At 66.7% G+C, this 26,104-nt stretch carries 20 protein-coding genes; 10 read left to right on the forward strand and 10 right to left on the reverse strand.

Annotated features, from left to right (window positions below; genetic code table 11):
* The first annotated feature begins 167 nt into the window (after window positions 1-167).
* The 3 genes from RWO33_RS03380 (at window position 168) to RWO33_RS03390 (ending at window position 4,557) form a co-directional block, all read left to right on the forward strand.
* A complete protein-coding gene (locus tag RWO33_RS03380; RefSeq protein ID WP_145477863.1) occupies window positions 168-845 on the forward strand; it encodes a TetR family transcriptional regulator in 678 nt (225 codons plus the stop codon).
* Between the two features lie 49 nt (window positions 846-894).
* Entirely contained in the window at window positions 895-3,282 is a 2,388-nt protein-coding gene (locus tag RWO33_RS03385) for a 3-hydroxyacyl-CoA dehydrogenase/enoyl-CoA hydratase family protein (protein WP_314101988.1), read from the forward strand.
* A 66-nt stretch (window positions 3,283-3,348) separates the two neighbouring features.
* Window positions 3,349-4,557 carry an acetyl-CoA C-acyltransferase gene (locus RWO33_RS03390; RefSeq protein WP_145477865.1) on the forward strand — a complete coding sequence of 403 codons (1,209 nt, stop codon included), beginning with the start codon at window positions 3,349-3,351 and terminating at the stop codon, window positions 4,555-4,557.
* A 165-nt stretch (window positions 4,558-4,722) separates the two neighbouring features.
* Here RWO33_RS03390 and galU read toward each other — a convergent pair whose 3' ends face one another.
* From galU to cmk, 7 genes are all read right to left on the reverse strand, one after another.
* The gene (gene galU, locus RWO33_RS03395) at window positions 4,723-5,607 is read right to left on the reverse strand and encodes a UTP--glucose-1-phosphate uridylyltransferase GalU (protein ID WP_145477866.1); all 885 of its coding nucleotides are present in this window, start codon (window positions 5,605-5,607) and stop codon (window positions 4,723-4,725) included.
* A complete protein-coding gene (locus RWO33_RS03400; RefSeq protein WP_186308826.1) occupies window positions 5,604-7,511 on the reverse strand; it encodes a nucleoside-diphosphate sugar epimerase/dehydratase in 1,908 nt (635 codons plus the stop codon). The genes galU and RWO33_RS03400 overlap by 4 nt, the downstream gene beginning before the upstream one ends.
* Before the next feature lie 16 nt (window positions 7,512-7,527).
* Window positions 7,528-8,502, reverse strand: a complete 975-nt coding sequence (locus RWO33_RS03405) for a glycosyltransferase family 4 protein (protein ID WP_314101991.1) — start codon at window positions 8,500-8,502, stop codon at window positions 7,528-7,530.
* A 3-nt stretch (window positions 8,503-8,505) separates the two neighbouring features.
* A complete protein-coding gene (gene lapB / locus RWO33_RS03410) occupies window positions 8,506-9,684 on the reverse strand; it encodes a lipopolysaccharide assembly protein LapB (RefSeq protein ID WP_145477868.1) in 1,179 nt (392 codons plus the stop codon).
* A gap of 101 nt (window positions 9,685-9,785) precedes the next feature.
* A complete protein-coding gene (locus tag RWO33_RS03415; protein ID WP_017355596.1) occupies window positions 9,786-10,091 on the reverse strand; it encodes an integration host factor subunit beta in 306 nt (101 codons plus the stop codon).
* 89 nt (window positions 10,092-10,180) lie between these two features.
* Window positions 10,181-11,866 carry a 30S ribosomal protein S1 gene (gene rpsA, locus RWO33_RS03420; RefSeq protein WP_070209366.1) on the reverse strand — a complete coding sequence of 562 codons (1,686 nt, stop codon included), beginning with the start codon at window positions 11,864-11,866 and terminating at the stop codon, window positions 10,181-10,183.
* Between the two features lie 194 nt (window positions 11,867-12,060).
* Entirely contained in the window at window positions 12,061-12,741 is a 681-nt protein-coding gene (gene cmk, locus RWO33_RS03425) for a (d)CMP kinase (protein ID WP_145477869.1), read from the reverse strand.
* Between the two features lie 193 nt (window positions 12,742-12,934).
* Between cmk and ykgO the strand changes: the two genes are divergently transcribed.
* The 7 genes from ykgO (at window position 12,935) to RWO33_RS03460 (ending at window position 18,495) form a co-directional block, all read left to right on the forward strand.
* Window positions 12,935-13,060: a type B 50S ribosomal protein L36 gene (ykgO, locus tag RWO33_RS03430; protein WP_017355593.1), complete on the forward strand. Its 126-nt coding sequence runs from the start codon at window positions 12,935-12,937 to the stop codon at window positions 13,058-13,060.
* A gap of 223 nt (window positions 13,061-13,283) precedes the next feature.
* Window positions 13,284-13,610 (forward strand): hypothetical protein, encoded by a 327-nt coding sequence (locus RWO33_RS03435; RefSeq protein ID WP_145477870.1) that lies wholly within the window; start codon window positions 13,284-13,286, stop codon window positions 13,608-13,610.
* Window positions 13,611-13,654: 44 nt separating this feature from the next.
* The gene (locus RWO33_RS03440; protein ID WP_314102003.1) at window positions 13,655-14,692 is read left to right on the forward strand and encodes an agmatine deiminase family protein; all 1,038 of its coding nucleotides are present in this window, start codon (window positions 13,655-13,657) and stop codon (window positions 14,690-14,692) included.
* Between the two features lie 237 nt (window positions 14,693-14,929).
* Complete coding sequence (locus RWO33_RS03445; protein ID WP_314102005.1) at window positions 14,930-15,817, forward strand: carbon-nitrogen hydrolase; 888 nt, start codon at window positions 14,930-14,932, stop codon at window positions 15,815-15,817.
* Between the two features lie 22 nt (window positions 15,818-15,839).
* Window positions 15,840-16,370 carry a GNAT family N-acetyltransferase gene (locus RWO33_RS03450; RefSeq protein WP_314102007.1) on the forward strand — a complete coding sequence of 177 codons (531 nt, stop codon included), beginning with the start codon at window positions 15,840-15,842 and terminating at the stop codon, window positions 16,368-16,370.
* Window positions 16,363-17,598 carry a TraB/GumN family protein gene (locus RWO33_RS03455; protein WP_314102009.1) on the forward strand — a complete coding sequence of 412 codons (1,236 nt, stop codon included), beginning with the start codon at window positions 16,363-16,365 and terminating at the stop codon, window positions 17,596-17,598. The genes RWO33_RS03450 and RWO33_RS03455 overlap by 8 nt, the downstream gene beginning before the upstream one ends.
* A 51-nt stretch (window positions 17,599-17,649) precedes the next feature.
* Window positions 17,650-18,495 (forward strand): phytanoyl-CoA dioxygenase family protein, encoded by an 846-nt coding sequence (locus tag RWO33_RS03460; RefSeq protein WP_314102012.1) that lies wholly within the window; start codon window positions 17,650-17,652, stop codon window positions 18,493-18,495.
* Between the two features lie 54 nt (window positions 18,496-18,549).
* Here RWO33_RS03460 and RWO33_RS03465 read toward each other — a convergent pair whose 3' ends face one another.
* The 3 genes from RWO33_RS03465 to RWO33_RS03475 all read right to left on the reverse strand — a co-directional run.
* Window positions 18,550-21,642, reverse strand: coding sequence for an efflux RND transporter permease subunit (locus tag RWO33_RS03465; protein WP_314102014.1), 3,093 nt, complete (start codon window positions 21,640-21,642; stop codon window positions 18,550-18,552).
* Window positions 21,639-25,154 carry an efflux RND transporter permease subunit gene (locus RWO33_RS03470; protein ID WP_314102016.1) on the reverse strand — a complete coding sequence of 1,172 codons (3,516 nt, stop codon included), beginning with the start codon at window positions 25,152-25,154 and terminating at the stop codon, window positions 21,639-21,641. The genes RWO33_RS03465 and RWO33_RS03470 overlap by 4 nt, the downstream gene beginning before the upstream one ends.
* A partial coding sequence (locus RWO33_RS03475; protein WP_314102018.1) for an efflux RND transporter periplasmic adaptor subunit occupies window positions 25,151-26,104 on the reverse strand: 954 nt, incomplete at its 5' end. The genes RWO33_RS03470 and RWO33_RS03475, both read right to left, overlap by 4 nt.

Consider the following 26,104-nt stretch of genomic DNA (forward strand, 5'->3'; position numbering starts at 1 on the left):
CGTGGGCGCGGGCGGCCGGCGGGGTGTGCGCTGCGTTCAGGATCCGGACCGCCACGCAGGGCGTGGCGCTACGTGAACGGTTGCCTTTGCGTGCTGCGGCGCAGCATGCCTCTGCCGGCGACCGGGACTAATATCAAACAATCGTTTGATTGAACCCTGCCCCGCCCATGGCCAAGCCCGCCCACTTTTCCACCAAGGACCGCATTCTCGGCGCCGCCGAGGAGCTGTTCGCCCTGCACGGGTTCGCCGGGACCTCGCTGCGCCAGGTGACCAGCCAGGCGGACGTGAACATCGCCGCGGTCAACTACCACTTCGGGTCCAAGGAAAACCTGGTCAACGAGGTGTTCCGCCGCCGCATGGACGAGATGACCGCCGCCCGGCTGTCCCAGCTGGAGCTCGCCCGGCGTGGACATCCCGGTGAATTGCGGCCGGTCCTGGCCGCCTTCGTCGAACCGGCCCTGGCCATGGCCCAGGACCGCCAGACCGGCGGTGCGTTCGTGCGGGTCATCGCCCGCGCCTACGCGGAAAAGAATGACAACCTGCGCAAGTTCCTGTCCGACCACTACGGCCACGTGCTGCGTGAGTTCGGCAAGGCGATCGCGGCCTGCGTGCCCGGCCTGAGCAAGGAGGAGTTGTACTGGCGACTGGATTTCCTTGCCGGCGCGCTCACCTATGCAATGGCCGACTTCGGCCTGATCAAGCGTCCCGCCGGTGTCACCGAAGCGGCGCATCGTGCGCATGCGGCCCAGGAGCTCATCCATTTCGCCGAGGCCGGGTTCCGCGCCAGCGCGGCGACCGGCCCTGCACCGTCCTTCCCAGCTGTTGAATCTCCTTCCACCCCGTAGAGCCCGGCCCTGCCTGGCTGCTTGCAACGACCAACAAAGGCTTATCGACATGTCCAATTCCCTGCCAGTCCGCCGTGCCGCCGTGCTGGGTGCCGGCGTCATGGGTGCCCAGATTGCCGCCCACCTGACCAATGCCGGCGTCGACACCGTGCTGTTCGACCTGCCCGCCAAGGAAGGTCCTGCCGACGGCATCGTCCTGAAGGCCATCGCCAATCTCGGCAAGCTCAGCCCTGCCCCGCTGGCCAGCAAGTCGTACGCCGAAGCGATCACCCCGGCCAACTATGGCACGCCGGATGACAGCAGCGGCCTGGAACAGCTGCGCGACTGCGACCTGATCATCGAAGCCATCGCCGAGCGGATGGACTGGAAGCAGGACCTGTACAAGAAGATCGCGCCGTTCGTGGCCGACCATGCCGTACTGGCCTCGAATACCTCCGGCCTGGGCATCAACAAGCTCGCCGACGTGCTGCCCGAACAGCTGCGCCACCGCTTCTGCGGCGTGCACTTCTTCAACCCGCCGCGCTACATGCACCTGGCCGAGCTGATCCCGGCCACCACCACCGACGCCGCCGTGCTGGAGGGGCTGGAGAGCTTCCTGGTCACCACCCTCGGCAAGGGCGTGGTGTATGCCAAGGACACCCCGAACTTCATCGGCAACCGCATCGGCGTGTTCTCGATCCTGTCCACCATCTTCCACACCCAGCAGTTCGGCCTGGGCTTCGATGAAGTCGATGGCCTGACCGGACCGCTGGTCGGCCGCCCGAAGTCAGCGACTTACCGCACCTCGGACGTGGTCGGCCTGGACACCATGGCCCACGTCATCAAGACCATGGGCGACACCCTGCCCAACGACCCGTGGCACCAGTACTTCGCCTCGCCGAAGTGGCTGGACGCGCTGATCGCCAAGGGCGCGCTGGGCCAGAAGACCGGCGCCGGCATCTTCCGCAAGGTCGGCAAGGACATCGTGGTGCTGGACCTGGAGAAGCAGGACTACCGCCCTGCCGACCGCACCGCGGCCCCGGAAGTGGTCGAGATCCTGAAGATCAAAAACCCGGCCGAAAAGTTCGCCAAGCTGCGCGAAAGCCAGCACCCGCAGGCGCAGTTCCTATGGGCGACCTTCCGCGACCTGTTCCACTACAGCGCCTACCACCTGGCCGACATCGCCGAAACCGCGCGCGACGTCGACCTGGCCATCCGCTGGGGCTACGGCTGGTCGCTGGGCCCGTTCGAAACCTGGCAGGCTGCCGGCTGGAAGCAGGTCGCGCAGTGGATCGCCGATGACATCGTCGCCGGCAAGAGCATGAGCAACGCCCCGCTGCCGGACTGGGTGTTCGACGGCCGCGACGGCGTGCACGCCGCCGAGGGCAGCTACAGCCCGACCCGCAACGCCAAGCTGCCGCGTTCGGCGCTGCCGGTGTACCAGCGCCAGCGCTTCCCGGATCCGCTGCTGGGCGAGACCTTCAGCCCGGGCGAAACTGTGTTCGAGAACGACGGCGTGCGCATGTGGCACGATGGCGACGGCATTGCCGTGGTCAGCTTCAAGACCAAGATGAACACCGTGTCCGACCACGTGCTCAACGGCCTGCAGGAAGCGATCAAGCGCGCTGAGCAGGGCTTCAAGGGCCTGGTGATCTGGCAGCAGAAGGAACCCTTCTCCGCCGGTGCCGACCTGGCCGGCGCGCTCGGCCTGCTGCAGGCCGGCAAGGTCGACCAGTTCGAAGAAATGGTGCACAACTTCCAGCGCACCAGCCAGGCCATCAAGTACGCGCTGGTGCCGGTGGTGACCGCGGTGCGCGGCCTGGCCCTCGGTGGCGGCTGCGAGTTCCAGATGCACAGCGCCAAGAGCGTGGCCGCACTGGAAAGCTACATCGGCCTGGTCGAAGCCGGCGTCGGCCTGCTGCCGGCCGGTGGTGGCCTGAAGGAACTGGCAGTGCGCGCCTCCCAAGCCGCCGGCCCGGGCGGTGATGTGTTCGCCGAACTGAAGAAGACCTTCGAAACCGTGGCCATGGCCAAGGTCTCCAACTCGGCGGTCAACGCCAAGGAACTGGGCCTGATGCGCGCCACCGACAAGGTGGTGTTCAACAGCTTCGAAGCGCTGCACATCGCCAAGGCCGAAGTGCAGGCGCTGGCCGAAGGCGGCTACCGTCCGCCGATGCCGGCCCGCCGCATCCAGGTGGCCGGTGACGTGGGCATCGCCACCTTCAAGATGATGCTGGTCAACATGCTGGAAGGCCGCTTCATCAGCCCGTACGACTACGAGATCGCCGTGCGCATCGCCACCGTGCTGTGTGGTGGCGAAGTGGACCGCGGCACGCTGGTCGACGAAGAGTGGCTGCTGACCCTGGAGCGCAAGCACTTCGTCGAACTGGCCCAGCAGGAAAAGACCCAGGCCCGCATCGCGCACATGCTCAAGACCGGCAAGCCGCTGCGCAATTGATTGCGCGCCCGGTAGGTGCCGACCGTTGGTCGGCACGCCTGTCCCCTAATTGAAGAGATCATTGCAATGACCAAGCAAATCCAGGACGCCTACATCGTCGCCGCCACCCGCACCCCGGTTGGCAAGGCGCCCAAGGGCGTGTTCCGCAATACCCGTCCCGACGACATGCTGGCCCACGTGCTCAGGTCCGTGGTCGCGCAGGCACCGGGGATCGACGTCAACCGCATCGACGATGCCATCATCGGCTGCGCCATGCCCGAAGCCGAGCAGGGCATGAACGTGGCGCGCATCGGCGTGCTGCTGGCCGGCCTGCCCGATACCATCGCCGCGCAGACGGTGAACCGTTTCTGCTCGTCCGGCCTGCAGGCCGTGGCGATGGCGGCCGACCAGATCCGCCTGGGCAATGCCGACCTGATGCTGGCCGGCGGCACCGAGTCGATGTCGATGGTGCCGATGATGGGCAACAAGATCGCCATGGCCCCGAGCGTGTTCGACAACGACCACGTGGCCATCGCCTACGGCATGGGCATCACCGCCGAGAAGGTTGCCGAGGAATGGAAGGTCTCGCGCGAAGAGCAGGACGCCTTCGCGCTGGCGTCGCACCAGAAGGCCATCGCCGCGATCCAGAACGGCGAGTTCAAGGATGAGATCAGTCCCTACGACGTGCGCACCCGCCAGCCCGACCTGGCCGACGGCCGCCGCATCATCACCCGCGACCGCATCGTCGACACCGACGAAGGCCCGCGTCCGGATTCGTCGGCCGAAGGCCTGGCCAAGCTGCGCCCGGTGTTCCGCAACGGCCAGTTCGGCGGCACCGTGACCGCCGGCAACTCCTCGCAGATGAGCGACGGCGCCGGCGCGGTGCTGCTGGCGTCGGAGCAGGCGGTGAAGGACTACGGCCTGAAGCCGCTGGCCCGCTTCGTCAGCTTCTCGGTCGCCGGCGTGCGCCCGGAAGTGATGGGCATCGGCCCGATCGCCGCGATTCCCAAGGCGCTGAAGCAGGCCGGCCTGAGCCAAGACCAGCTGGACTGGATCGAGCTCAACGAAGCCTTCGCCGCGCAGTCGCTGGCGGTGATCCGCGATTGCGGCCTGGACCCGTCGAAGGTCAACCCGCTGGGCGGCGCCATCGCCCTGGGCCACCCGCTGGGCGCGACCGGCGCGATCCGCACCGCCACCCTGCTGCACGGCCTGCGCCGTCGCCAGCAGAAGTACGGCATGGTCACCATGTGCATCGGCACCGGCATGGGCGCAGCGGGCATCTTCGAATCGCTGTAATGCGGCGCCGGTAGCCACCGACCGTTGGTCGGTGGCCGTTTCCGCGCCCGGTAGCGCCGACCGTTGGTCGGCCCAGGCGGTAATGAGGGCCGGCCAACGGCCGGCGCTACGAAAAAGGGCGGCCATCAGGCCGCCCTTTTTTTCACCGATTGACCGCCTTCGCGATCAATCCTCGGCCAGCATCTGCGTCAGCTTCTCGCGGGCGGGCTTGGCCAGCTTCTTGTTCTCGAGCGCGAAGCGGATCGTCGCCTCGACCAGTCCCAGATGGGTACCGCAGTCGAAACGGGTACCTTCGAAGCGGTACGCATTGACTTCGTCGGACTTCAGCAGCTCGGCAATCGCGTCGGTCAGCTGGATCTCACCGCCAGCGCCGCGGCCGGTGGCTTCAAGCAGGCCGAAGATCTTCGGGTCGAGCACGTAACGGCCCACCACGGCCAGGTCGCTCGGCGCGTCCTCCGGCTTCGGCTTCTCCACGATCTGCGAGATGCGGCCCTTGCGGCCGTCGAACGCTTCGGTCGCCACGATGCCGTAGCTTGCGGTGTTCTCGTGCGGCACGTCTTCGACCGCGATCACGCTGGCACCGGTGGCCGCATTGAGATCGGCCATCTGCTTGAGCGCGCCGTCGCCGCGGTTCCAGATCAGGTCGTCCGGCAGCAGCACCGCGAACGGCTCGTCACCGACCACCGATTTCGCGCACAGCACCGCGTGGCCCAGCCCCAGCGCTTCGGTCTGGGTGACGAAGACCGCGCGCACGCCTTCCGGCAGCACGTTGCGCACCAGCTCCAGCAACTCGGTCTTGCCCGCCCGCTCCAGCTTCTGCTCGAGTTCGTAGGCCTTGTCGAAGTAGTCAGCCACCGCATGCTTGTAGCGGTTGGTGACGAAGATCAGGGTGTCGCACCCCGCTTCGATCGCTTCATCGACGGCGTACTGGATCAGCGGCCGATCGATGATCGGCAGCATTTCCTTGGGAACCGTCTTGGTCGCGGGAAGGAACCGGGTGCCCAGTCCCGCTACCGGGAATACCGCCTTGCGAATGCGCTTGTTCGTCACAGCCTGTTGGCCTCTCGTGCCGGAAAGGGCACCACGTTAGCCGACTCGACGTGAGATTCCTGTTGCAATGGCGCAAATTCCGGCATGGTCGCGAACAGGATGCTGTTGATGGCGTCGGTATCGTAATTGGCGATCGCTTCGCGCAGGCGCGGTACGTTGCCCAGCACCTGGTCGCGCGCAAAGGTGCGCACGCCGGCTTCCAAAATCTTGGGATGCGCGGTCGGGCGATAGTCCTCGTCCGAATAGAACAGGGTTTCGTGCAGCTTCTCGCCGGGGCGCAGGCCGGTGTAGACGATGGCGATGTCCTTGTACGGCTGTTTGCCGGCCAGGCGGATCATCTGTTCGGCCAGCACCCGGATCGGCACCGGCTCGCCCATGTCCAGGGTATAGATCGCACCGTGCGACGCCGATGCCGCGGCCTGCAGGATCAACTGGCAGGCCTCGGGAATGGTCATGAAGTACCGGGTCACCTCCGGGTCGGTGACCGTGACCGGACCGCCCTTGAGGATCTGCTCGCGGAACACCGGGACCACGCTGCCGGCCGAGGCCAGCACGTTGCCGAAGCGCACGGTCACGAAACGGGTATGGCTGGTCTTCTGGTCCAGGCTCTGGCAGATCATCTCCGCATAGCGCTTGCTGGCGCCGAGCGCGTTGACCGGGTCGACGGCCTTGTCGGTGGAGATGAACACGAAATGTTCGATGCGCGCTTCCACGCAGGCGCGCGCCACCGTCTCGGTGGACAGGATGTTGTTGCGCACCGCTTCGCGCAGCTGGCGTTCCAGCACCGGCACCTGCTTGTAGGCGGCGGCGTGGAAGACCGCGTCGACGCTGGACAGCGACAGCGCATGGCGGATCACGGCGGGGTCGCCGCAGTCGCCCAGCACCGCTTCCACCATCAGGTCCGGAAAGCTGCGCTTGAGTTCGGCCTCGATGGTCAGCAGCAGCAGCTCGCTCATTTCAAGCAGCACCACCCGCCCTGCCCCGTGCCGCGCGCACTGGCGGCACAGCTCGGACCCGATCGAACCACCGGCGCCGGTCACCAGCACGGTGCGCCCGCCCAGCCAGCCACGGATCAGGGACCAGTCCGGCAGGATCGGTTTGCGCCCGAGCAGGTCCTCGATGGCCACTTCCTTCAGCTCGCCAGGCAGCGAATGCCCCAGCAGCACGTCATTGAGCTTGGGCACCATCCGGAACGGTACGCCGGTGCTTTCGCACAGCGCCACCACGCGTTGCATGCCCGCTGCATCGAGCGAGGGAATGGCGATGACCAGCAGCTTGGCGGCGGTCTCGCGGGCCACTGCGGCCGCGTCATCGAGCGTGCCGAGGATGGGCAGGCCCTGCAGCTTGGCGCCCTGCAGGTGCTGGGCGTCGTCCAGCAGGCCTACCGGCTCGAAATCGCCCGAACGGCGCAGGTCGCGGACCAGGGCTTCGGCCGCCTGGCCGGCGCCCAGGATCAGCACCCGGCGCGCGGTGGCGTCGGACTGCAGCGCCTGGTAGTCCTTCCATGCCCGGTACAGCAGGCGCGGCGCGCCCAGCAGCGCCGACAGCGCGAACGGATAGATGACCAGAACCGACATCGGGACGCCGGCGAAGCGCTTGTACGCCAGCACCACGACGATGGCCAGCAGGCCGATGAAACTCGATTTGAAGATGTGCAGCAGGTCGGCCACGCTGGCGAACCGCCACAGGCCGCGGTACAGGCCCACGCGCCAGAACACCACCGCCTGGATAGCCAGCACCAGCGTGGTATCGATGTTCCACAGGGGCAGCGAAGGGGCGTCCGCCAACATCGAATAGCGGCCCGCATGCAGCAGCTGCCAGCAGGCCCAGACCATGAACAGATCGTGGGCCACGATGGCGGCACGCGGAAGCAGGCTCGTAAAGCGGTCCAGCCAAGACGTCATAAACCAGGCAATCCTTCTAGTGGCGCATTCCCTTGCGCAGGAGCAGCCAAAGACCAGTCGCGCAGAAGATCCACGCTATGGCAACGGCAGCCTCCCACCTCGGCTGCAAGTACGTGCAAGCATTAAACACTGTAATACTGAACAGACCAAAAACAAAGTACGTCCCTGTAACCGAAGTGTGCGTGGCACCACCTTTAACGGCCCGCTGGTAAAGATGCTGGGTGTGGGGCTCCATCCATCTCTGACCCGAGAGCATGCGCGAGAGCAGTGTGAAGCCCGCGTCCACGAGGAACGCGGTCAGCGGCACCAGCAGCAGCAACCAGGACAGGGAGGTGGTCACGCTGGCCAGGCAGACCAGCGCCGCGACCGCGTAGCCCAGTGCCCCGCTGCCGACATCGCCCATGAAAATCCGCGCGCGCGGGAAGTTGAACGGCAGAAAACCCAGGCAGGCCAGCGCCAGCACGATACCGACCAGGGCCAGGGGGCCGGGCAGCACCAGGGAGAAGGCCACACCGGCCAGAATGGCCTGGCTGGTCGCGATCCCGTTGATCCCATCCATGAAGTTCCAGATGTTGATCAGCGATGTCGTGAATAGCAGGGCCAGCGCGGCCTGCCAGACGTTGCCGGTGGCATTCCAGACCAGGCCCGCGATCAGGGCGGCGGCGATCAGATGCACCAGCAGCCGACGCACTGCCGGCAGCGGGCGATGGTCATCCCACCAGCCGATACCGGCCACCAGCACCAGGCCCAGCGCAGACACCAGCAGCGGCATGCGTGCCGTGGGCCAGGCGATGGCGGCCACCAGTGCCGCCAGCAGCAGGGTCACGACGATGGCGATGCCGCCGCCGCGCGGAGTGGCCACGCCGTGGCTGCGGCGTTCGCCGGGCTGGTCCATCAGGTTGCGCCGCAGCGCATAGTGGCGGGCACACGCGGTAAGCGCCGCCGCGACGGCCAGCACGGCCGCCGCTCCGATCCACCACGCAGGGGCCATGGGTCAGAGCACCGCGTAGTTCAGCAGCGGCTTGACCGTTCCCCACTCCTTGCAGCTCGGGCATTGCCAGTGGTGGGTGCGCGCGCCGAAGCCGCAGCGGGTGCAGCGGTACGCCGGGTTGCGGACCAGCAGCTGGTCGGTGATGTGCTTGAGGTCGTGCAGGGTCGCGGTGGAGTCGGCCCCTTCGGCCAGGGTCAGGTCGATCAGGGCCGACTCGCCGCGAACCGACGGACGATCCTTCAGCTGGCGCCCCAGGTAGGCGCGCGCCGGGGCGACGCCTTCCTGTTCTTCCATCAGCTGGGTCAGGGCCAGCACCGGCGCGATACCGCGGTAGTGCTCGGTCATTTCCGACAGGAATGCGCGGGCGCCGCCGAGGTCGCCGACCTTGCGGTAGTTCTGCATCAACGGCTGCAGCACCTCGGGCAGGTATTCGGGGTCGTTGCGGGCGGCACGTTCGAATGCGCGCACGGCCGCTTCGGCGTTCCCCGAGTCGGTTTCCAGGCGCCCTTCGATGATGCCGGCACGTACCGACATGGCGTCGGCCTGGTAGGCCCGCGCGATCGCCGCACGCGCCTCCTCGATCTTGCCGGCGCCGCGGAAGCGTTCAGCCAGTTCGCATTCGAACTGCCCGACCAGCTTGCCCATGGGCTCGCCGGTGACCTCTTCGTAACGGGTGGCGTTGTCGATCGCCTTTTCCCAGTCGCGCTCGGCCTGGTAGATGCCGATCAGGTGCTTGAGCGCCTGCGGGGCGCGCTGGTCGATCTGGGCCAGCTCGGTAAAGACGGTCTCGGCGCGATCCAGCAGGCCGGACTTCATGTAGTCCTCGCCCAGGGCCAGCAGCGCCTGGACGCGCTGGGCGTCGCTCAGGTCGGTGCGGTTGACCAGCCCCTGGTGCAGCCGGATGGCACGATCGACCTCGCCACGGCGGCGGAACAGGTGCCCCAGCGCGACCTGGGTCTCGAAGGTTTCCTTGTCCAGCTCGGCGATGTGCAGGAACAGTTCGATGGCCTTGTCAGGCTGCTCGTTGAGCAGGTAGTTCAGGCCACGGAAATAGGTGCTGGACAGACGGCTGACCTGGTTGTCGCCATGGCGCTGGCCACCACGCCGGCCGATCACCCAGCCGGACACCGCTGCCAGCGGCAGGAACAGGAAAAACCAGAACCACTCGGAGACAAATTCCATCGGCGCTCAACGTCCGTAGAAAGTAGAAGAAGGCATGCGTTGGGGTTCAAGAGTAGCCGAACCCATGCAAGGGGTGCATCCGCACTGGCGGATGACGTGGCTCAGGCAGGATCGCTTTCCAGCGGTACCACGGCGCTGACGCGCTCACGCAGTTCCTTGCCCGGCTTGAAATGCGGGACATGCTTGCCCGGCAATGCGACCGATTCCCCGGTCTTGGGGTTGCGCCCCAGCCTCGGCGGCCGGTAGTGCAGCGAAAAACTGCCGAACCCGCGGATCTCGATGCGATCCCCGCCGGCCAGCGCCCCGCCCATCATTTCCAGCAACGACTTCACCGCCAGATCGACATCGTCCGACTTCAGATGCGCCTGTCGGCGCGCCAGGATTTCGATCAACTCGGATTTGGTCATTGCGGACTCGCGTCGAGGGTCTCAAACCCTGAAACGGCCCGGACAAGTGTCCGGGCCGCCCAGGAAACTACAGCTACGGCGGGGCCCGATTACTCGGACTTGTTGCCGTTCAGCTGGGCGCGCAGCAGCGCACCGAGCTGGGTGGTGCCGCTGGAAGCGGAAGAGGACTGGTATTCCTCCAGCACTTCGCGCATTTCCGCGTCGTCCTTGGCCTTGATCGACAGCTGCAGGGTACGACCCTTGCGATCCATGCCCACGAACTTCGCTTCAACCTTGTCGCCGACCTTCAGGAACTGGGTCGCGTCGTCGACGCGCTCGTTGGCAACGTCGCGAGCCGAGACGTAACCTTCGATGCCGTCAGCCAGTTCGATGGTAGCGCCCTTGGCGTCCACTTCCTTGACCACGCCTTCGACCTTCGAACCCTTCGGGTTGGCAGCCATGTACTGACCGAACGGATCCTGCTCCAGCTGCTTGACGCCCAGGCTGATGCGCTCGCGCTCCGGATCGACGGCCAGGACGACGGCGTCCAGGTTGTCGCCCTTCTTGAAGTTGCGGACCACGTCTTCGCCGGTGGTGTTCCAGCTGATGTCGGACAGGTGCACCAGGCCGTCGATACCGCCGTCCAGGCCGATGAAGATGCCGAAGTCGGTGATCGACTTGATCTGGCCCGACACCTTGTCGCCCTTCTTGTGGATGGCAGCGAAGGTTTCCCACGGATTGGCGGCAACCTGCTTCATGCCCAGCGAGATGCGGCGACGCTCCTCGTCGACGTCCAGGACCATGACTTCGACTTCGTCACCGACCTGCACGACCTTGGACGGGTTGACGTTCTTGTTGGTCCAATCCATCTCGGAAACGTGCACCAGGCCTTCGACGCCCGGCTCGATCTCGACGAACGCGCCGTAATCGGTGACGTTGGAGACCTTGCCGAACACGCGGCTGTTGGCCGGGTAACGGCGGGCGATGTTGTCCCACGGATCCTCGCCCAGCTGCTTCAGGCCCAGCGAAACGCGGTTGCGCTCGCGGTCGAACTTCAGCACGCGGACGTCCAGCTCGTCGCCGACGTTGACGACTTCGGACGGATGGCGCACGCGCTTCCAGGCCATGTCGGTGATGTGCAGCAGGCCGTCGATGCCACCCAGGTCCACGAACGCGCCGTAATCGGTCAGGTTCTTGACGACACCCTTCAGGATCGCGCCTTCCTGCAGCTTGTCCATCAGCTGCTCGCGCTCTTCCGAGTGCTCGCTTTCGACGACAGCGCGGCGCGAGACCACGACGTTGTTACGCTTGCGGTCCAGCTTGATGAGCTTGAATTCCAGCTCCTTGCCTTCCAGGTAGGCCGGGTCGCGCACCGGGCGCACATCCACCAGCGAACCGGGCAGGAACGCGCGGACATCCTTGATGTCCACGGTGAAACCACCCTTGACCTTGCCGCTGATGCGGCCGGTGATGGTTTCGTTCTTTTCCAGGGCTTCTTCCAGCTCGTCCCACACCATGGCGCGCTTGGCTTTCTCGCGCGACAGGACGGTTTCACCGAAGCCGTTCTCGATCGAGTCGAGGGCGACCTTGACGACATCGCCTTCGGCAACGTCGATTTCGCCGGCGTCGTTACGGAACTGTTCGATCGGCACGATGCCTTCGGACTTCAGGCCGGCGTTGATCACCACGACGTCGCCGCGGACTTCAACGACAACACCGCTGACGATGGCGCCCGGCTTCAGCTTGGCCAGATTGGCCTGGCTGGCTTCAAACAGTTCGGCAAATGATTCGGTCATTAGATTTACTCTGTTGGACACATGGGCATGGGTTCCGGAACGGTTCCCTTTTACTGCCCGCCTGTTGGTCGACCCCGGTAACGCGAGTCGTGTGTTAAGTAGGAAAACCGCCACGCATCATTGCGGGACGGAGCTTGTGTTGCCTTGCATTGGTGCGACTGCCGCCGATGGATTGACGGCCTCCTTGCCACGGATCAGGCACCCGAAACCGGAAGCAGATCCAGTACCTTGGCAACGACGGTGTCGATGCCGATACCACTGGTGTCGATGACGACGGCATCATCTGCCGGCTTCAGGGGCGCCACTGTGCGCTGTGCATCACGGGCGTCGCGGGCCATGATCTCGCGCAGGAGGTCATCAAAGTTAACAGAAACCCCCTTGTCTTTCAACTGGTTATGCCGGCGCCCGGCCCGCTCCTCGGCACTGGCGGTCAGGAAGACCTTGAATGGGGCATCCGGGAAGATCACGGTGCCCATGTCGCGGCCGTCGGCAACCAGGCCCGGCAGAACCCTGAATGCGCGCTGGCGCTCCTTCAGCGCGGCGCGGACCTCGGGGATGGCGGCAATGGCCGAGGCCAGGGCGCCGGTGGTTTCCAGGCGCAGCTCGTCGGTGGCGTCGGTCTCATTGACGATGACACGCAGCCCCCCGTCGGCCGCCTCGACGAAGCGCACATGGGTGTCGAAGGTGCACCGGACCAGCGCGGAGGCGTCCGAGGTGTCGATATCGGCCCAGCTCGCGGCCACCCCCACGGCCCGGTACAGGGCGCCCGAATCCAGGTAGTGCCAGCCCAGCCGGGATGCGACAATGCGGCTTACGGTCCCCTTGCCGGCCCCGGACGGGCCGTCGATGGTGAGCACGGGAGGTAGCTGATTCATGGGTTTCCCTGTGGATTTGACCCCCCATTCTAGCCCCTGCCCGACCGCTGCCGAGACCTTTTTGGTGCAACCACTTGAAAGGATGGAAAAAAGCCCGGTAGAATGGCGGGCTTGAACGAGCGTCACCTGCCGATTGTCGTCTGCATATCGCGGCCGCGCTCCAACCGAATCCACGTTTACGCCGAGGTATGCAATGAAAGTCCTGTCTTCCCTGAAGTCGGCCAAGTCCCGTCACCGCGACTGCAAGGTCGTCCGTCGTCGCGGCAAGATCTTCGTGATCTGCAAGTCGAACCCGCGCTTCAAGGCTCGCCAGCGCTGAGCCGAGGGCGTCACGGCCATCGGTCGCGACCTGCCTGAATAAAAAGCCGCCTCCGGGCGGTTTTTTATTGCCGATTTTGTTGTAATCGCCGGGTGTGCCACGACCACCGGTCATGGCTGCCTTGCCGGATCCGCCGGTAGATCATGACCACTGGTCCTGATGCCGTTGTTGGCCACGACCGCCGGTCGTGGCTCCTTTCTTGATGACTGGGGAGTAGATCGAGATGAAGCGTTACCTGACCACCCTGCCGCTGCTGGCCCTGCTGGCCTGTGCCGGCGCCCACGCCGATACCCTGCTGATCGACCGCACCAAGGAGCAGGCCGCGCCGGTGGTACCGGTGCGCGGTCAGACCGCCAGCCAGGTGCTGAGCGCGTTTGGTGAACCCACCGAGAAGCTGGAGCCGCGTGGCGGCCAGAAGCGCCAGTGGCCGACCATCAACCGCTGGGTCTACCCGATGTTCACCGTGTACTTCGAGAAGTCCAAGGTGATCGACGTGGTGGCCAACAAGGCCGACGCCAACGAAGTTGGCCCGAAGCCGCCGATCCGCTGATCCACAACCACGCCCGCCGCCCGGCGGGCCATCGCATCGAGACCATGAACGACACGCTCCGCTTTCCGGCCGAATGGGAATCCCAGTCCGCCATCCTGATCGCCTGGCCCCACGCCGACACCGACTGGGCCGACCGCCTGGGTGACGTCGAGGACACCTACATCGCGCTGGTCGCGGCCATCACCCGCTTCCAGCCGGTGGTGATCATCGTGGCCGACGACGACCTGGAGGCGTACGCCGATGCGCGCCTGCGCTCGAACCGGATCGATACCGGGCGGGTGCGGTTCGTCACTGCGCAGTACGACGACACCTGGCTGCGCGATTCGGGCCCGATCACGCTGCGCCGCGCCGACGGCGGCTTCCGCCTGCTGGACTTCCGCTTCACCGGCTGGGGCGGCAAGTTCGAGGCAAGCCTGGACGACCAGCTGGTGGGCGTGCTGCACCAGGCGGGGCTGTTCGCCGACGCGGAGCTGCAGAGCATCCCGTTCGCGCTCGAAGGCGGGGCGATCGAGACCGATGGTGCCGGTACCCTGCTGACCACCTGGCAGTGCCTGCACGAGCGCCATCCGGACCGCGACCGTGCCTCGCTCAGCGCGGACATGGCCAGCTGGCTGGCGCAGGACCGCGTGTTGTGGCTCGACCACGGCTACCTGGAAGGCGACGACACGGACGCGCACATCGACACCCTGGCGCGCTTCGCGTCGGTGGACAGCATCGTCTACCAGGCCTGCGACGACAGCACGGACTCGCATTTCGCCGAGTTGCAGGCGATGGGCGACGAACTGGCGGCGCTGCGCACGGCCGACGGCCAGCCGTACCGGCTGTTCCCGCTGCCATGGGCACGCCCGGTGATGGACGAGGGCCGCCGCCTGGCGGCGTCCTACGCGAATTACCTGACCCTCAACGGCGCGGTGCTGATGCCGGCCTACGGCGACGTGGCCGACGACGCGGCGCGCGACGTCCTGGCCCAGGCCTATCCGAACCACGAGATCGTGCAGGTTCCCTGCCGCTCGCTGATCTGGCAGAACGGCAGCCTGCACTGCATCACCATGCAGTTGCCTTCCGGGTTGTTGGCTGCGTAAAGCTCATCGGCATTCGATGGTTTCCCTGGCGCCGGGCTTTTTGCCCGGCGCTTTTGGTTTTGGGCGAACAGCCGGTGGCCATCGCTTGGTCTGAGCTGGGCTGCCCGTCGGCCGGCCCAGCCCGTAAAGGTGAACAGCTGCTCTTCGCGACCAGACACGCACCCCGTTTATCGCCCAGCACGCCGCACACACCCATCCGCGATAAACTGCGTTTTTCCCCCAGCAGGACCGCCCCGGATGAGCTCTCGCCACACCCTTTCCGTCGCCCTGATCCAGGAGCGCAACCACGGTGACGCGGCCGCCAACCTGGCCGTGATCGAAACGCGCGTGGCTGAAGCGGCTGCCCGGGGTGCCAAGCTCATCCTGCTGCAGGAACTGCACAACGGCGCGTACTTCTGCCAGCACGAGTCGGTGGATGAGTTCGACCTGGCCGAACCGATTCCCGGTCCGAGCACCGAACGCCTCGGCGCGCTCGCCAAAAAGCACGGCGTGGTCATCGTCGGCTCGCTGTTCGAGCGCCGCGCCGCCGGCCTGTACCACAACACCGCCGTGGTGTTCGAAAAGGACGGCACCCTGCTGGGCAAGTACCGCAAGATGCACATCCCGGACGACCCCGGCTTCTACGAGAAGTTCTACTTCACCCCCGGCGACATCGGCTTCAAGCCGATCGATACCTCGGTGGGTCGCCTTGGCGTGCTCGTCTGCTGGGATCAGTGGTATCCGGAAGCCGCGCGCCTGATGGCGCTGGCCGGTGCCGAACTGCTGCTCTACCCCACCGCCATCGGCTGGGACCCGGACGACCAGAAGGACGAACAGGGCCGCCAGCGCGATGCCTGGGTGCTCAGCCACCGCGGCCATGCCGTGGCCAACGGCGTGCCCGTGCTGAGCTGCAACCGCGTCGGCCATGAAGCCTCGCCGCTGGGCGCCTCCGGCATCCAGTTCTGGGGCAACAGCCACGTGCTGGGCCCGCAGGGCGAATTCATTGCCGAAGCCGGTGCCGAGCCGACCGTGCTGGTCTGCGACGTCGACCTGCAGCGCAGCGAACACGTCCGCCGGATCTGGCCGTTCCTGCGCGACCGCCGCATCGACGCCTACGGCGACCTGCTCAAGCGCTACATCGACTGATCCCCCACAGGAAGCCCGCCCCGTGACCGTGCTGCTGCGCGACGCCACCGATGCCGATATTCCGGCCATCACCGCCATCTATGCCGTGGAAGTGACCGACTTCGTCAATACCTACGAGTACGACGTTCCGGATGCGGCCGAGATGCAGCGGCGCATGCACGACATCGTCGCGCGCGGGTTCCCCTACCTCGTGGCCGAGGTCGATGGCCAGGTCGCCGGCTACGCCTATGCCAACACCTACCGTGGCCGCATCGCCTACCAGTGGACGGTGGAAAACTCCGTCTATGTCGACGCCGCCTTCCAGGGCAAGGGCGTCGGCACCGCGCTGATGCAGGGCCTGATCGACGCCTGCGTCGCGCGCGGCTACCGCCAGATGGTGGCGGTGATCGGCGAGCCGTCCAACACCGCCTCGATCAAGCTGCACGAACGCTTCGGCTTCCACCTGGTCGGCATCTTCCGTGGCCTGGGCCGCAAGCATGGGCGCTGGCTGGACACGGTGCAGATGCAGCGCGCGCTCGGCGATGGTGTCGACAGCGCCCCTTCGAATGAATGATGAAATGACCGACAACCTGATGGACGACAACGGCGACACCCTGTTCGCCGGCCAACCCGTGCGCGTGGTCGAGCGCGATGGCGTGCGCTATACCCTGCTGGGCACTGCTCACGTTTCGCAGGCCAGCGTGGAGGTGGTGGAACGCGCCATCAACAGCGGCCGCTTCGATGCCGTCGCGGTGGAGCTGGATCCGCAGCGCCTGCAGGCGCTGACCAATCCCGATGCACTGGCCAAGCTCGACCTGGTCGAGGTGATCCGCAAGGGCCGCGTGGCGCTGTTCGCCGCCAACCTCGCCCTGGCCGCCTACCAGCGCCGCCTGGCCGAACAACTGGGCATCGAGCCCGGTGCCGAGCTCAAGCGCGCCGTGGGCCTGGCCAACGAACGCAACCTGCCCGTGCACCTGATCGACCGCGAAGTGGGGCTGACCTTCAAGCGGGCCTCGCAGCGGCTGGGCTTCTTCGGGAAGATCAAGCTGGTCATGGGCCTGGGCACCGGCCTGTTCGCCTCCGAAGAGGTCGGCGAAGACGAGATCGAGAAGCTCAAGCAGGGTGACATGCTGGAAGCGAGCTTCGGCGAGTTCGCCAGCGAGAGCCCGGCGCTGTATGAAACCATCATCGGCGAGCGCGACCGCTACATGGCCACCCGCCTGCGCGAAGTACACGACCCGGCCCAGCGCGAGGTCCTTGCCGTGGTCGGCGCCGGCCATCTCGCCGGGCTGGCCCGGTACCTGGAAACCGATACCGAGGCACCGGGCCCGCTGCGCGAATCGCTTGAAGCGGTGCCGAAGAAGCGCAACATTCCCTGGATCACCCTGGCCATCCTGGCGATCGTGCTGGCCGGGATCGCGGTGGGCTTCTACCGCGGTGGACTGGGCGTGGGCACCGAACTGCTGGCGGTGTGGGCGATGTACACCGGCGGCCTGGCCGGCCTGGGTTGCCTGCTCGCTGGCAGCCATCCCCTCAGCATCCTCACCGCCATCGTGGTCGCCCCGTTCAAGCCGTTCCGGCTGAGCATCCCCACCGGCGCATTCGCCGCCCTGGTCGAAGCCCGCCTGCGCAAACCGGCCTACGAGGACTTCCTCAAGCTGCGCGACGACGCGCAGAGCGTGCGCGGCTGGTACCGCAACCGGGTCACCCGCGTGGTCCTGACCTTCATGCTGACCAACCTCGGCAGCATGCTCGGACTCTGGCTGACCGGCTTCCAGGTGTGGGGAAAAGTGGCGGCATAGCGCGGCACCCCCACCTGGATCGGCAGCACACAGCGAATGCAAGGAGCAGCAATGGAACACCTGGACAACCTGGAACGCGATGGCTTCGTCGTGGTGCGCGGGGCCGTCGATGCCGCGCTGGTGGAGGAGCTCAACGGGCGCATCGCCCGATTCAAGCAGCGCAATGCGAAGGCGGCGTCGCGCAACCTGGACGAGCACGGCCGCCTTTCGCGCGTGGTCAACCTGCACCTGGTCGTGGACGCGTTGACCCGACTGCTCACCGACAATGCCGCGATCGCCGTGTGCGACCGGTTCTTCGGCGAACCGACGTCGCTCTACACCACGCTGTATTACGAACGTGGCTCCGAGCAGGCGTTGCACCGCGACACACCCGTGTTCGCCACCACCCCCGCCGAGCGCTACATGGGCGTCTGGGTTGCGCTGGATGAGGTCGGCGACGACAACGGGCCACTGATGGTGGTGCCGGGCAGCCACAAACTGCCGCCGGTGGATGTGCAGGCCATCCGCCGCGAGGTGTTCGGGGACGGACCGATCGATCCCCTGGCGCCTGCCGGCTGGTCTGCTTACCAGGCCGTGGTCGCGGCCCAGTGCGACGCGGTGGGACTGTCGCCCCGACCCGTGCACGTCGCCCCGGGCGACGTGATCATCTGGCACCCGCAACTGTTCCATGGCGGTGCACCGCACGCGGCCGCACGCATGCGGCGCAGCGTGGTCATGCACGTTACCCCCAAGGGCGTGCCCGTGGGACACCTTGATGCCTTCTACGATCCGTCGACCGCGCGCCAATCCGCCTCGTGGCGCTACTACCGGCGCGGCAACCGCGACATCGCACGGTTCGGCCATGTCGACTTCGGCCACGCGTACAAGGTGCGCACCTGGTTCCTGCGCAAGGCCTGAGGTCCGCCGGACCCTCCACGACAGGCGCCGGCCAGGAGCCGGCGCCCTGCCGGATCAGGCCGGCTCGATCACCGCGTCGCTGCCCTTTGGCGGCAGGCCCCTCGCCCGCCGCACGATGCGGCCGGTGGCGATCGCCATGTCGTCCAGCATGGCGTAGATGGTCGGCAGGAACAGCAGGCTGACCACGGTCGAGAAGGCCAGGCCGCCGGCGATGGCCCGCGCCATCGGGTAGTACGGCGGGCCGTCGCCCAGCAGCTGGGTGTCGGTCAACGAAATCGGGATCATCGCCAGGATCGCCGTGCCCATGGTCATCATGATCGGGCGCAGACGCTCGCGCGAGCCTTCCACCAGCGCCTGGGTGCGGGCCATGCCGCGCCGGCGCAGGTTGTTGATGTGCTCGATCATCACGATGCCGTTGTTCACCACTACGCCCATCAATACCAGGATGCCGATGAAGGACATGATCCCGAACGACGTCCCGGTCAGCCAGAACAGCCAGAACACGCCGAAGATGGAGAACAGCACCCCGCTCATGATGGCAGCCGGGAACAGCAGCGATTCGAACACCGCCGCCATCACCACGTAGATCATCACCAGCGCGATCACCAGGTTGAACATCATCTGCTGCATGGCTTCGTTGTCGTCGCCGAAATCCCCGCCGTCGAAGGTGAAGGTGTAGCCGGCCGGGAAGCTCATCGGCTTGAGCGTGTCCTCCATCGCCTTGCGGCCCTCCGGCGCGGTCACCTTCTCGGCCAGGTTGGCCTTGATGGTCAGCGTGGTCTGGCGGTTGGTACGCCCCACCCGCGTCGCCGACGGCTTGATGCTGACGTCGACCAGGCTCAGCAGCGGCACCGAACGCCCGTCGCCGGTGCGCACGGTGAAACTGGCCAGGTCTTCCGGGCTGCTCTGTTCGGCCCCGGCGAAACGCACCCACACAGGCACCTCGCTGTCGCCACGGCGGAACTCGCGCATCGGCGCACCGCGCAGGGCCAGCCCGACGAAACTGGCGACCTGTTCGGCATTGAACCCGAACGCGGCGGCACGTTCGCGGTCGACATGGATCGACAGCTCGCTGCCCTTCTCGCCATTATCGATGCGCACGTCGCGCAGCTCCTTGCGTTGGGCCAGCAGCGGCACCACGTCCTCGCCGATCTGCTGCAGCATCTGGGTCGAATCGCCCACCAGCTGCACCTCCACGCCCTTGCTGCCACCGCCGCCACCGTCGCCGCCCTGGTTGCCAACGATGTAGTCGGCACGTGCCGAGCGCGGAAGACCCTTGCGCAGCGACTCCTGCACCGCCGCCATGTTGCCGGCGTGCTTTTCGTCCAGGGTCACGATGGTGCTGCTGCCTTCCTGCTCGCTGTACCAGGAATAGACCTGCGTGATGTGCAGCTTCTCGCGGTTCTGGTCCAGGTACTTCTCCACCCGCGCGATTTCGTCGGACATCTGCTCGCGGGTGAACGCGCCCTTCCAGTTGTAGCCGATGAACACATCGGTGCCGCCTTCACCGCCGAACATGTCGACCTTGGTCAGCTTCATCGGCACCAGGCTGACCAGCACCACCAGCAGGATGCCGAGCACGCTCCAGCCGCGGTGTTCCAGCGTCCACTGCAGCAGGGTGGCGTAGCGACGCTGCAGCCGGGCGATCACGCCGCGCTGCGAATGCACCAGCTTGGGCGTCTGCATGCGCGCCGACAGCATCGGGATCAGGCTCACTGCCACCAGCCACGAGGCCATCAGCGAGACCGAGATGGTGATCGCGATCTGCGCCATGAAGATGCTGATGTTGTTGGTCTCGCCGAACAGGTTCGGCACGAACACGATGCAGTGGCACAGGGTGCCGGCGCTCAGCGCGATGGCCACGTTGCGGGTGCCGATGATCGACGCCTGCACCGGCTGGTCGGGCATGCGCTCGCGTTCCTGGTAGATGCTCTCCACCACCACCACCGCGTTGTCGACCAGCATGCCCACCGCCAGCAGCAAGCCCATCATGGTCAGGATGTTGAGCGTGACCCCGACGAAGTACATGAAGCCGAGGGTGATCACGAAACAGATCGGGATCGCCAGCGTCACCATCAGCGTGGACGGCCAGTGGCGCAGGAAGAAGAACAGGACCGTCACCGACAGCAGCAGGCCGACCGCACCGGCCTCGGCCAGTTCCAGCAGCGACGAGGTCACCGTCTTGCCCTGGTTGTCGATGACCCGGATGTTGACGTCGCGCATCGACGGCTGCTTGCGGATCGATTCGACTTCGGCCAGCGCCGCGCGCGACACCTCCACCAGGTTGGCGCTGCGCTCCTTGTAGATGTCCAGGCCCACCGCTGGATTGCCGTCCAGGCGACGGCCGTAGGCCATGCGCGTGGGCTTGAGCCGGATCTCGGCGATGTCGCCCAGGCGCAGGCCCTTGGTGTCGATCACCAGCTCACGCAGCTCCTGCAGGTCGGTGATTTCGCCGACCGGCTGGATCCGCACGCGCTGGCCGTTGTCGTCGATCTGCCCGGCCGAGATCGAGAAGTTCAGCGTGCGCAGGCGCTCGCTCAGTTCGTTGATGCTCAGGTTGTGCGCGGTCAGCCGATCGGGACTGATCGCGATTTCAACCTCGTTCGGCGGCGCGCCCGAGATCTCCACCCGCGCCACCCCGGGAATGCGTTCGATGCGCCGCTTGAACTCGCGGTCCAGCATGTCGTACGCGCCAGTGAGATCGGTGGCACTGGCCAGGCGCACCTTCAGCACCGGCTCGTCGCTGCTGGACCACTTGAACACGTTGTAGCGCTGCAGGTCGTCGGGCAGGTCGGAACGGATCGCATCGATGCGCTCGCGCGCGTCGGAGGCGGCGATGGCGATGTCGCGATCCCAGTCGCTGAACTCGATGAAGATGCTGGCGCCTTCGGAGGTGGCCTGGGAGCGCATGCGCTTGATCCCGGTCATCGTCGCCAGCGCTTCTTCGGTCGGGCGGATGATGGTGCGCTCGACTTCTTCCGGGGTAGAACCCGTGTAAGGCACCTGCACGAACAGGAACGGCGCCGAGATGTCCGGCAGCGCCTCCAGTGGCAGCCGGAACGCGGCGATCAGCCCCACCACCACCAGCGAGACGAAGCACATGATGGTGGTGATGGGGCGGCGGATGGAAAACTCGGCGATGCTCATGCCGGCTCCTGTGCCGCGTCGCCGGCCGGTCCGCCCGCCACGCCCCGGTGCGCATGCTGGCGGCCCCGCTCGCGGTAGTAGGCATCGCCGCGGCGATCCAGCAGGTCGTACACCACCGGGATCACCAGCAGGGTGAGCAGGGTGGACACCAGCAGGCCACCGATGACGGTGATCGCCATCGGCGCGCGCACTTCCGCGCCCTCGCCCATTGCAACCGCCAGCGGCAGGAACCCGAACAGCGTGCACAGCGTGGTCATGATGATCGGCCGCAGGCGCGAGCGCGCGCCTTCCACCAGCGCTTCGTGCTTGGCCACCCCGGCCTCGCGCAGCTGGTTGACCTTGTCGATCAGGATGATCGCGTTCTTGGTCACCAGGCCGACCAGCAGGATCAGGCCGATGAACACCACCACCGAGATCGGCTTGCCGGTGAGCATCAGCGCCAGGATCGCGCCGACCAGCGCCAGCGGGATGGTGAACAGGATCACGAACGGATGCAGCAGCGATTCGAACTGCGAGGCCATCACCAGGTACACCAGGAAGATCGCCAGGCCGAAGGCGAAGATCAGCGAGCGCGCCGATTCGGCCAGCTCCTCGCCCTGCCCGCCGATATGCATGCCAACGCCGGCACCCAGCGGATCCTTGGCCACCATGTCCTGCACTTCGCGCACGGCGCCGCCCAGGTCGATGTCGCGCAGGTTGGCCGAGACCACCGCGACGCGGGTCTGGTCGGCGCGATGGATCTCGCTCGGACCGTTGGTGGCGACCACTTCGGCCACCGCGTCCAGCGTCACCGGGCGCGTGCTGCCCGGGTTGACGATCAGGCGGCGAATGCTTTCCACGCTGGCACGGTCGCCTTCCTGCGCACGGACCAGCACGTCGATCTTGCGGTCGCGGAAGCTGTAACGGGTGGCCACGTCACCGCGCACCTTCTTGACCACCACATCGGCGATCTGCCGCGTGGTCAGGCCGAGTGCGCCGGCACGTTCCTGGTCGAAGCGGATCTGGATTTCGGGGAAGCCCTCTTCCACGGTCGACTTCACGTCGGCGTAGTGCGGATTGCTGCGCAGGCGCGCAGCCAAGGCCTGACCGGCGCGTTCCAGCGTGGCCATGTCCTGGCCGCGCAGTTCCACTTCCAGCGGCGTGGAGAAGCTGAACAACGCCGGCCGCGCGAAGTCGACCTGCACGCCCGGGTGGCCGCGCATCGAGTCGCGCAGGCGCTCGGTGATCGCCGCTTCGGTGCGCGCACTGCCGCCGTCGGCCATGACCACGGTGAGCTTGCCGATGTTTTCCCCGCTCTCGGTCGGGCTGGCATCCAGCCGCGTACCGCTGCCGCTCACGCCATACAACGAGGTGATGCTGTCGTCCCTGGCATGCGCCAGCTGCAGCTCGCGCACCAGCGCATCGGTCTGCTTCAGCGGCGTGCCGGCCGGCAGCTTGGCGGTCATCTCGAACCGATCCTGGGCCAGCTGCGGGATCAGGTCCGCGCCCAGCATCGGCACCACGGCCAGGGTGGCGACGAAGGCCAGCCCGGCCAGACCCAGCACCTTCCCGGGATGGGCCAGCGCGCTCGGCAACAGCCGCAGGTAGCCACGTTCGGCGCCCGAGTAGGGCTTCATCGCCAGGTCGCTGGCCTTGCGCATCACCGGACCGATCACCGCGGTGAGCCCGCGCCACAGCTTCACCACCATCCAGGCGATCCCGAACACGGTCCAGCGCAGCAGTGCGCCCAGCCCGCGGCGGCTTCCGGCCACCGGCTTCAGCCAGCGCTGTTGCGGCTGCCAGGCGGCCTGCGCCTGCTCCTCCGGGAACGCCAGCGGCGGCCGACCCTTCAGCGAGCTCAGCATCGGGATCAGGGTCATCGCCACCAGCAGCGAGATCGCGATGGCGATGGCCACGGTCAAGGCCTGGTCGCGGAACAGCTGCCCGGCGATGCCATCGACGAACACCAGCGGCAGGAACACCGCAATGGTGGTCAGGGTCGAGGCGACCACGGCCATGCTGACCTCGCGGGTGCCAACGATGGCGGCCTGCAGCACCCCGAGGCCACGCTCGCGCGCCTTGGCGATGCTTTCCAGCACCACGATCGAATCGTCCACCACCAGGCCGGTGGCCAGTGCCAGCCCGCCCAGCGACATCACGTTCAAGCTCAGCCCCAGCTGGCCCATGAAGAAGAACGTGGTGATGATCGAGACCGGCAGCGACAGGCTGATCACGAAGGTGCTCCAGCCATCGCGCAGGAACAGGAAGATGATCAGGATCGCGAGCAGGCCGCCGATCACCGCGTCCTTCTTGACGTCGCTGATCGCGTGTTCGATAAAGCGCGACTGGTCTTCGATGGTGGTCAGCTCGGCGTCGCCGGGGATCTGCGCCTTGATCTGCTCGAGTTTCGCGCGCAGCGCTTCGGCGGTGGCGACGGTGTTGGCATCGCCCTCCTTGTAGATCGCAAGCTCCACCGCTTCGCGGCCGCCCAGGCGGATGATCGCTTCGCGTTCCTTGTAGCCCTGGCGCACCGTGGCCACGTCCTTCAGGCGCACCGGCACGCCGTTGGCGATGTTGGTCGAGCTGCTGCTGGATGCACTCTGCGCTGCCGAGGCGGCAGCGACGGCGGCATCCGAACCGGTCGACGCGGCAATGGCGAACATCTGCTGCATCGCCGCGTCCGCAGCGCTGCCGGTGCTGCTCTGGGTGGTCACCAGCAGGTTGCGGATGTCTTCCAGGTCGGCGAACTGGTTGACGGTGCGCACCAGGAAGCGCTGCGAGCCTTCCTCCAGGCGCCCGCCGGAAATGTTGATGTTCTCTTCCTTGAGCCGCTTGATGACGTTGTCGATCGGCAGGTTGAGCTGGGCCAGTTTCTGCTGGTCGATGTCGACCTGGATCTCGTCTTCAAGGCCGCCGCCCACCTTCACCGCGGCCACGCCGGCCACCGGTTCGAGTTTCTTCTTCAGGTCCTCGTCGGCATAGCGGCGCAGCGCGGTGAGCTGGCGCACGGCGTCGGCATCGCTGGCCGGATCGCCCTTGGCCGCGATCACCAGCCGCATGATCGGCGCGGTGGACGGATTGAAGCGCAGCAGCACCGGGGCCTTGGCCTCCAGTGGCAGGTTCAGCGCTTCCATCTTGTCGCGCACCTCCAGGCTGGCCTGGTCCATGTTGGTGCCCCAGGCGAACTCCAGCACCACGTCGCTCTGCCCGGTGCGCGAAATCGACTTCAGCTTGCGCAGGTTCTTGACCACGCCCACCGCTTCCTCGACCGGCTCGGTGATCAGCGTTTCGATTTCGCTGGGCGCCGCACCGGTGTATTCGGTGCGCACGGTCAGGGTCGGATAGCTCAGGTCGGGCAGCAGGTTGACCTTGAGGTTGCCGAGTGCGATCAGCCCGAACAGCACGAGCGTGATCATGAACATGAAGATGGTGACGCGGCGGCGGGTGGCGAACTCCACCAGTCCGCCGCCGGTTGCGCCCGGGTGGTCGCCCGGGTGCGGTTCGCTGCCGTGATCGTGGCCGGCGGAACTCATTGACGGGTCTCCGCCTTGGCCGGCGCGGCCTTGCTGGCCACGGCCGTGGCCGGCTTGTCGCCGATCACCTGCACCGCCGTGCCGTCGCGCAGGGCGACCTTGCCGGCGGTGACCACCTTGTCGCCGACCGCGAGCCCGTCGCGGATTTCCACCCACGGGCCTTCGGCGTAGCCGAGCTTGACCGGCACCCGCGCCACCTTGCCGTCGCGCACGCGGAACACCGCCGGATCGCCATCATCGAGCAGGGCCAGGCGCGGCACCACCAGGGCATCGGCGCGCTGGTCATAGTCGATGCGGATGCGCCCGAACATGCCTGGCTGCAGGCCGGCGGCGTCTTCGCCGAAGCCGCTGACCACGCGGAAGGTGCCGCTGCCGGCGTCGACCACGGGGGAAATGCGATCGACCGTGCCCGGGAAGGACTTGCCCGGCAGCGCATCGGCCACCAGCGTCACCGGCTGGCCGGGCCGCAGCGTGGCCAGCTCGCGCTCGGGCACGTTGAGGGTGGCTTCCAGCCGCGAGTTGTCGACGATGCGGAAGATCGGCGTGTTGATCTGCACGAAGTTGCCGGTCTTGATCGACCGCGAGGCGATCACGCCGGAGATCGGCGCCACCACCGTGGTGTAGGACAGCTCCAGCGTCGCCAGGCGGTACTGCGCGCGCGCATTTTCCAGGTCGTAGCGCAGCTGGTCGACGTCGGCGGCGCTGACCATCTGCTGGTCGACCAGCCGGTTGGCGCGCTGGTAGCTGTTCTCCAGCTTGCGCATCTGCGCTTCGCTCTGCGCCACCGCCAGGCGTGCGCGGTCCGGGTCCAGCCGCACCAGCGGCTGGCCGGCGCGGACCTGTTGTCCTTCCTCGACCAGCACCGCGAGCGCCACGCCGGAGGTCTTGGCCACCACCTGCGATTCGGCGCGCGCTTCCAGCGCGGCGGTGCCGGTGTAGCTGGCCGCGAC

It is taken from the genome of uncultured Stenotrophomonas sp. (genome assembly GCF_963519925.1).
GTDB classification, from domain to species: Bacteria; Pseudomonadota; Gammaproteobacteria; order Xanthomonadales; family Xanthomonadaceae; genus Stenotrophomonas; species Stenotrophomonas maltophilia_AE.